This window comes from Pseudomonas sp. HMWF021 (assembly GCF_003061005.1).
Classification (GTDB): domain Bacteria; phylum Pseudomonadota; class Gammaproteobacteria; order Pseudomonadales; family Pseudomonadaceae; genus Aquipseudomonas.
This window is the reverse complement of sequence record NZ_QAIK01000145.1, coordinates 20,007-26,991: the sequence shown is the minus strand read 5'-3', so window position 1 is coordinate 26,991 and position 6,985 is coordinate 20,007. Positions and strand designations below refer to the sequence as shown.

At 61.3% G+C, this 6,985-nt stretch carries 7 protein-coding genes and 1 pseudogene; 7 read left to right on the top strand and 1 reads right to left on the bottom strand.

The window, feature by feature from the left end:
- Nucleotides 1-141 (bottom strand): annotated as a pseudogene (locus tag DBR18_RS29570) (AraC family transcriptional regulator); the annotation flags it as partial.
- 214 nt (nt 142-355) lie between these two features.
- Here DBR18_RS29570 and DBR18_RS20225 point away from each other — a divergent pair.
- The 7 genes from DBR18_RS20225 (at nt 356) to ycaC (ending at nt 6,847) form a co-directional block, all read left to right on the top strand.
- Nucleotides 356-1,279 carry a LysR family transcriptional regulator gene (locus DBR18_RS20225; RefSeq protein ID WP_108591641.1) on the top strand — a complete coding sequence of 308 codons (924 nt, stop codon included), beginning with the start codon at nt 356-358 and terminating at the stop codon, nt 1,277-1,279.
- 114 nt (nt 1,280-1,393) lie between these two features.
- Nucleotides 1,394-2,452 (top strand): hypothetical protein, encoded by a 1,059-nt coding sequence (locus DBR18_RS20220; RefSeq protein ID WP_108591640.1) that lies wholly within the window; start codon nt 1,394-1,396, stop codon nt 2,450-2,452.
- Nucleotides 2,427-3,125, top strand: coding sequence for a hypothetical protein (locus DBR18_RS20215; RefSeq protein ID WP_108591639.1), 699 nt, complete (start codon nt 2,427-2,429; stop codon nt 3,123-3,125). The genes DBR18_RS20220 and DBR18_RS20215 overlap by 26 nt, the downstream gene beginning before the upstream one ends.
- Before the next feature lie 127 nt (nt 3,126-3,252).
- Nucleotides 3,253-3,669 (top strand): DoxX family protein, encoded by a 417-nt coding sequence (locus DBR18_RS20210; RefSeq protein WP_108591638.1) that lies wholly within the window; start codon nt 3,253-3,255, stop codon nt 3,667-3,669.
- The gene (locus DBR18_RS20205) at nt 3,662-4,288 is read left to right on the top strand and encodes an antibiotic biosynthesis monooxygenase (RefSeq protein ID WP_108591637.1); all 627 of its coding nucleotides are present in this window, start codon (nt 3,662-3,664) and stop codon (nt 4,286-4,288) included. Before DBR18_RS20210 ends, DBR18_RS20205 begins: the two co-directional genes overlap by 8 nt.
- A 29-nt stretch (nt 4,289-4,317) precedes the next feature.
- Nucleotides 4,318-6,156, top strand: a complete 1,839-nt coding sequence (locus DBR18_RS20200) for an amidohydrolase (protein ID WP_108591636.1) — start codon at nt 4,318-4,320, stop codon at nt 6,154-6,156.
- 67 nt (nt 6,157-6,223) lie between these two features.
- A complete protein-coding gene (gene ycaC, locus DBR18_RS20195; protein WP_103520016.1) occupies nt 6,224-6,847 on the top strand; it encodes an isochorismate family cysteine hydrolase YcaC in 624 nt (207 codons plus the stop codon).
- Nucleotides 6,848-6,985 lie beyond the last annotated feature (138 nt).

The window sequence follows — 6,985 nt, the reverse complement described above, 5'->3', positions numbered from 1 at the left end:
GCTGACTTCGAGGCTTTCGCCCAAACGTTCGAGGATCAGTTGTTTGACCCGGCGCTCGCGCTGCGGGCTGAGACCGCCGATGGCTGGCTTGCGCGGTTCGCTGGCAGAGTGCAGGGCGACGCTATGCTGTGGGTGAGCCATGGCCAGGGTCCGTGTCGGGAGGGAACACTCGTTCGGCGTGTTCCCGCGGGTCGAAAAAACTACGCTGCGCAGAGACAACCATTTTTAGAACGGGTGGCGCGGGCTGACGAGTTAATCGTTGTTAATTCGCCTGTCCGCCCCGGCGGCAAACCGGCGTTGTTCGCGTAAAGTGCTCGGCACATGCGTCTGCCTGGCCATAGAAGGAGTTGAGCCCTTGAACCGTAACGATCTGCGTCGCGTCGACATGAACCTGCTGGTGATCTTCGAAGCGTTGATGTTCGAAAAGAACCTGACCCGAGTCGCCGAAAAACTGTTCATGGGGCAACCGGCAGTCAGCGCTGCCTTGGGACGTTTGCGCGATTTGTTCGACGATCCGTTGCTGCTGCGCAACGGTCGCAGCATGGAGCCGACCGCCCGTGCGCTGGCGATTCTGCAAGAGCTGCAACCGGCGATGGATGTGATCAGCGGCGCGGTCAGCCGGGCCAAGGAATTTGATCCGGCCACCAGTTGCGACGTGTTTCGCATCGGCCTGTCGGACGATGCCGAGTTCGGCCTGTTCCCGCCGCTGCTGCGAAAGCTTCAGCAGGAAGCTCCGGGAATCGTCGTGGTGGTGCGCCGCGCCAACTATCTGTTGATGCCGTCGTTGCTCGCGTCCGGGGAAATCTCCGTCGGCGTGAGTTACACCACGGATCTGCCGGCCAACGCCAAACGCAAGAAGCTGCGCGACATTCCCTGCAAAGTGCTGCGAGGTGATGATCGCCCCGGGCCGCTGACGCTGGACGAATACTGCGAGCGCCCGCACGCGATGGTCTCGTTTTCCGGCGACCTGAGCGGCAACATCGATCTGGATCTGGCCAAGCTCGGTCGTTCGCGCCGCGTGGTGCTCGGTGTGCCGCAGTTCAGCGGTCTGCGCGCGCTGCTGGCCGGCACTGAAATGATCGCCACCGTTCCGGACTACGCCGCGTGTGCGCTGGTTGAGGGCTGCAAACTGCGCGCCGAAGATCCACCGTTCCCGATTGAAGCCGCGCAACTGTCGATGGCCTGGAGCGGGGTGCATGACAACGATCCGGCAGAGAAATGGCTGCGCTCGCGGATCAGTCAGTTCATGTCGGTGTCGCTGGATATTCCAGTGGTGTGAGTGGCCGTTCGTCTAAAACCGCGTTTACCCTGTTAGTTCTGACAGTGGTGCGTGCTCGCCTTCCCGTGTTTGATGGGCCAATGCCGAAACGGCAAACCCTCGAGGGAAGAAACTATGGACATGCCGATTCCTGCGCTCAAACGTGACGATCTGCCCCCACTGGCAATTAAAGAAAGTTCGAATGGTTTCCTGGTGCCAGCGGCCGCTCGGTACAACCTGACGGTAACAGTCGACTTCCCCTGGTTGCCAGGAGACTTCATTACCTTCACGTGGGCCGGGACTCCAGGTTCCGGTTCCTATACGACGCCGCGCATACCGATCAGCGGATTTAACCGCCCTTTCACGACCCACATTGACAACATACTGGTGGCTCTGAATCTCGGGCTCACCGTCATCGCCTTTTACACGCTTTACCGTGGCACTGAACCGCCAGTGAAATCACAACTTTTGCCGCTTTACATACCGCTCATCAATCAACTTGATCTGCCCCTGCCGGTGATCAAGGAGGCAAGCGTCGAAGGTGAGGGCCGTGACCTGGATGTGAGCGAGCGGACTGAGGTTACATTGCGCATCCGGTCATGGCTGTTCAGCAGACGCGAACAGTTCTTCTGGCTCCAGCTCACAGGTGTGAAGGCCGACGGCAGTGTCTGGGAGGCCTGGTATTGGCAAGCACCGGGGAATATCGTCGGTAATGGATTCAGTCTCGGGTATTACGAACAAAAGATCCCTGCTGCACCGCTGCAAGGTCTGCAAAATGGCAGCGTGCTGACGATGAGATTCTGGGCCGGGCTGCAAAACAGTCCGGATCTATCCGAGGCCCAGGCATTTGCCCATCGAAACTACATCGTGAAGACAATTGGAACCAATACGCCCGGCATATCGTCGGTCACCGATGCCGAGGGTGAAGTCGCCGATGGCGCAGACACCCGCTACACCCGTGTCACTCTGAGCGGTAAAGGCTTCGGTGCAATCGATGTGTTCGATGGGACAACCCGTCTCGACTCGGTTCAGGGCGTAGCCGGTATCTGGACCTATGTGGCAGATGAACTGACGGGGGGGGCTGCATTCGTTCACCGTCCGGCTGGCGGATGGCAGCGGGGGAACGTCCAGTCCGAGGCGCATCAATGTCGTCCCTCAAAACCTGGAAGTGACGATTGCCGAGGCGCCCGATAATGGCAATGTTGATCCTCTGGCGGTACTGACCAGTCTGACGGCTGTCGTGGATTACGACATGCAGCCCAACGACCGGATCAGAGTCCGCTGGACTGCTGCGCCGGGAACCCCGGCGGCGGGCTCATTCACTACCAATACCCTCACGGCCGGTGCCACACGTCCCAGAAGAGTCCCGTTGCCGCTTACGCTGGTGGCGTTCAGCCTGGGCAAGCAGGTCACGGTCAGCGCCGAATATGATCGCGGCACGGCTCAGCCTGTGCCTTTGGGGCCTATTCATCTGAATGTGGGAATGATCCCGGCGGACCGGTTCATTCCTCCCGTCTTCCTTGAAGCCAATGGCACGTCGGACCTGATCCTGGCCAATGTGCAAGGTGGTGCAACCTTGCGCTTTGGTACATGGCCGCATATCGCACGGTTGCAGGCACTGTGGCTCGATCTGGAGGGGGAAGACATCAACGGCGCCCCCCACAATCTCGCGATGTGGACTGGCAGTGTCACCGTCCACCAGAGCTGGGTCTCCAACAGCGGTTACAGCGTCACTGTCTTGTTCAGTTATTTGAAGGATTTACGCCCCGGGAGCACGCTGACCGTGCGTTTCAGGGTCAACCTGGACACCGTCGCGAATTCGTCAACGGCTCAGGCTTTTGTCCTTCGCCAATACACGATCCGGTAGCGCTGACGGTTCGACACCTTGACGCGCGAACGATCAACGAGACGCTTGAAAAGAGAGCACACCCATCCAATTTCCCCCCGATCAATCGTTGCACCATTGCCTGCAATGATTGATCAAGGGTGGACCCATGAACGCTGTACAACGCAATGACCAGGCGCAAGACCTCGGCCTGCTGTTCCTGCGGGTCACCGGCGGGTTGTTTCTGCTGTTTGTCCACGGCTTGCCCAAGCTGCTGGACTTCACTGCGCAGCTGCAGCTGATTGAAGACCCGTTCCACCTCGGCGCCCACCTCACGCTCAGCCTGGCGATCTTCGCTGAAGTCCTGTGTCCGTTACTGATCGTCGGCGGGGTGCTGGCGCGATTGGCCTGCTTGCCTATTCTCTTTGTTCTGCTGGTGGCGCTACTGGTCGTGCATCCGCAATGGAGTGTGGCCGAAGGGCAGTTCGGCTGGTTGCTGTTGATCCTGTTCGCCACTGTGTTCATCGCCGGGCCGGGACGGCTGGCGCTCAATGTCCGTTTGCCCGGAGTGCTGCGTTATGCCTGAAGCCCTGAATCAAAAAGCACCGGGGGCCGATGAGACCGTGACCCTGATCGTCAAGCACCGGGTCAAGGCCGGGTTCGAGCAGCCCTATGAGGCGTGGCTGCGCAATATCGTCCGGGTCGCCGGGCAGCGCGAAGGCCACCTCGGGGTGGATGTCGTGCGCGGCAAGCTGGCCGGTCTCGATACCTACACCTGCGTGCTGCGCTTTTGCTCCACCGAGGCCATGCAGCTGTGGCTGGAATCGCCGCAGCGTCAGGCGCTGGTGGATGAAGCGGCGCCGATGCTGGCCGATGGCGACCAGACCGAAGTCGCGCCGGTCAACGAGTTCTGGTTCGCCCCGCTGGCCGATGCCGCGAAGCCGCCGCCGCGCTGGAAGCAAGCGGTGATCACGTTGTTGGTGATCCTGCCGCACACGCTGCTGGTGCCGCTGATCTGGGGGCCGCTGCTCAAGCTGCATCCGCTGCTTTCCAACTACGTGGTCGCCACGTTTCTGATCACCCTGACCATCGTCCTGTCGGTGGTGTACGTGTTCATGCCCCGCGTGACCCGGTTGTTCGCGCCGTGGCTGGAAGCCGGTCAGGCCCATGCCCACCTCGAACCGGCGAAACAGCCGTCACGCTGAACCCATTCATCTACTCGAAAGGAACTGCGATGAACGCCGATCTGATTCTGTTCAATGGCCAATTTCATACCGTCGACCGCAGCAAACCGCTGGCCAGTGCGGTAGCGATCAAGGACGGCCGTTTTGTCGTCGTTGGCAATGACACCCAGGCCATGGCCCTGCGCGGTGCAGGCACGCAAGTGATCGACCTGCACGGGCGCTGCGTGATCCCCGGCCTCAACGACTCGCACCTGCACCTGATCCGTGGCGGCCTCAACTACAACCTCGAACTGCGCTGGGAAGGCGTGCCGTCGCTGGCCGATGCGTTGCGCATGCTCAAGGAACAGGCCGACCGCACGCCGACCCCGCAATGGGTGCGCGTGGTCGGTGGCTGGAACGAGTTCCAGTTCGCCGAAAAACGCATGCCGACTCTTGAAGAACTCAATCAGGCGGCGCCGGACACCCCGGTGTTCGTCCTGCACCTGTACGACCGCGCGCTGCTCAACCGCGCCGCCCTGCGCGTCGCCGGTTACACCCGCGACACGCCGAACCCGCCGGGCGGCGAGATCGTCCGCGATGCCAATGGCAACCCGACCGGGATGCTGGTGGCGCGGCCGAACGCGATGATTCTGTACTCGACGCTGGCCAAGGGGCCGAAGCTGCCGCTGGAGTATCAGGTCAACTCGACCCGCCAGTTCATGCGTGAACTCAATCGCCTCGGCCTGACCAGCGCGATCGACGCCGGTGGCGGTTTCCAGAACTATCCCGACGACTATCAGGTGATCGAGCAACTGGCCAAGGACGACCAGTTGACCGTGCGCATCGCCTACAACCTGTTCACCCAGAAGCCGAAAGAAGAGCTGAGCGACTTCCAGAACTGGACCGGCAGCGTCCAGTTGCACCAGGGCGACGATTACCTGCGGCACAACGGCGCCGGCGAGATGCTGGTGTTCTCCGCCGCCGACTTCGAAGACTTCCTCGAACCGCGTCCGGACTTGCCGCAGACCATGGAGCAGGAGCTGGAGCCGGTGGTGCGCCATCTGGTCGAGCAGCGCTGGCCGTTCCGCTTGCACGCCACGTACAACGAGTCGATCAGCCGCATGCTCGACGTGTTCGAAAAGGTCAATCGCGACATTCCGTTCAATGGCTTGCCGTGGTTCTTCGACCACGCCGAAACCATCACCCCGCAGAACATCGAGCGGGTGAGGGCGCTGGGCGGCGGCATCGCGATTCAGGATCGCATGGCGTTCCAGGGCGAATACTTCGTCGACCGTTACGGCGCGAAAGCCGCCGAAGCCACGCCGCCGATCAAACGCATGCTCGCCGAAGGCGTGCCGGTCGGCGCCGGCACCGATGCCACGCGGGTTTCCAGCTACAACCCGTGGACGTCGCTGTACTGGATGGTCAGCGGTCGCACTGTCGGCGGTCTGGCCTTGTACGAAGAAGGACTGCCACGCACCACCGCACTGGAACTGTTCACCCACGGCAGCGCCTGGTTCTCGTCGGAACAGGGCAAGAAGGGCCAGATCAAGGTCGGGCAACTAGCGGATCTGGCGGCGCTGAGCGCGGACTTCTTCCACGTCGAGGAAGAAGCGATCAAGTGGATCGAGTCGGTGCTGACCGTGGTCGGCGGCAAGATCGTTTACGCCGCCGGCGATTTCGAAGACCTCGGCCCACGCTCGATCCCCGTGCTGCCGGACTGGTCGCCGGTGGTCAAGGTGCCGGGCCACTGGCGCCCGAACTCGCCTTTGCAGGCGCAAGTGCACCAGTGCGTCGGTGCCTGCGCAGTGCACTCGCACAGCCATGAAAAAGCCCGACTGTCGACCGCACCGGTCAGCGACTTCGCCGGTTTCTGGGGCGCGTTCGGCTGTTCCTGCTTCGCTTTCTGATCACTACAAAAAGGCGCCGGCCATCCGGCACGGCGCTTCCTGCAACATCCACCCAAGGAGTTTCCCCATGAGCGTTCCCTACAAGCGTCTGAACAAAGATGATGCGGTCGTGCTGCTGGTCGACCACCAGACCGGCCTGATCTCGCTGGTACAGGATTTCACCCCCAACGAGTTCAAGAACAACGTGCTGGCGCTGGGTGACATCGCCAAGTTCTTCAAACTGCCGACCATCCTCACCACCAGTTTCGACGCCGGCCCCAACGGCCCGATCGTGCCAGAGCTGCGCGAGCAATTCCCGGATGCACCGTTCATTCAGCGCCCTGGCCAGATCAACGCCTGGGACAACGAAGATTTCGTCAAGGCAATCAAGGCCACCGGCCGCAAGCAACTGATCATCGCCGGTGTGGTGACGGACGTCTGTGTGGCGTTCCCGACCCTGTCGGCCATCGCCGAAGGTTATGAAGTGTTCGTGGTGACCGATTCGTCCGGCACCTTCAACACCACCGTGCAACAAGCGGCGTGGGCGCGGATGTCGGCTGCCGGTGCGCAACTGTTGAACTGGTTCTCGGTGGCCTGCGAGCTGCAAGGCGACTGGCGTAACGACATGGAAGGTCTGGCGCATCTGCTGTCCGAGCGCCTGCCGAACTACCGCAACCTGATCAACAGCTACACCAAGTTCACTGCCAAGTAAGAAGATCAAAAGATCGCAACCTGCGGCAGCTCCTACAGAAGAACGCGTTCCAATGTAGGAGCTGCCGCAGGCTGCGATCTTTTGCTTTTAGCGCTTCTGCAACCAGCCGAGAAAACCACCCTTGCGCACCGCCACCGG

What these genes read in the sequence shown, in the direction of transcription:
- DBR18_RS20200 (WP_108591636.1), top strand. Translation starts at nt 4,318, where the DNA reads ATGAACGCCGATCTGATTCTGTTCAATGGCCAATTTCATACCGTCGAC.
- DBR18_RS20205 (WP_108591637.1), top strand. Translation starts at nt 3,662, where the DNA reads ATGCCTGAAGCCCTGAATCAAAAAGCACCGGGGGCCGATGAGACCGTG.
- DBR18_RS20210 (WP_108591638.1), top strand. Translation starts at nt 3,253, where the DNA reads ATGAACGCTGTACAACGCAATGACCAGGCGCAAGACCTCGGCCTGCTG.
- ycaC (WP_103520016.1), top strand. Translation starts at nt 6,224, where the DNA reads ATGAGCGTTCCCTACAAGCGTCTGAACAAAGATGATGCGGTCGTGCTG.
- DBR18_RS20220 (WP_108591640.1), top strand. Translation starts at nt 1,394, where the DNA reads ATGGACATGCCGATTCCTGCGCTCAAACGTGACGATCTGCCCCCACTG.